Here is a 268-nt window from a genome sequence, read left to right on the forward strand (position 1 = left end):
CTGGCCGATGATGCCGGCGAACCGAAGCAGGGCGTTTCCGCGGCCAACAAGGTCGTCGGCGACGGCATCCGATTCGTCGTCGGTCCGGTGACGTCGGGCGTTGCAATCCCCGTGTCGGATGTTTTGGCTGAAAATGGCGTGCTAATGGTCACCCCGACGGCGACCGCACCCGACCTCACCAAGCGCGGCCTCACCAACGTGCTGCGCACCTGCGGCCGCGACGAGCAGCAGGCCGAAGTCGCCGCCTAATACGTGCTGAAGAATTTCA

1 pseudogene is annotated in these 268 nt (G+C 64.6%); it reads left to right on the forward strand.

Going from position 1 to position 268, the window contains the following annotated elements:
* Positions 1-246 (forward strand): annotated as a pseudogene (locus EOD29_RS32075) (ABC transporter substrate-binding protein); the annotation flags it as partial.
* Positions 247-268: the final 22 nt, after the last annotated feature.

It is taken from the genome of Mesorhizobium sp. M1A.T.Ca.IN.004.03.1.1 (genome assembly GCF_003997555.1).
Taxonomy (GTDB): Bacteria; Pseudomonadota; Alphaproteobacteria; order Rhizobiales; family Rhizobiaceae; genus Mesorhizobium.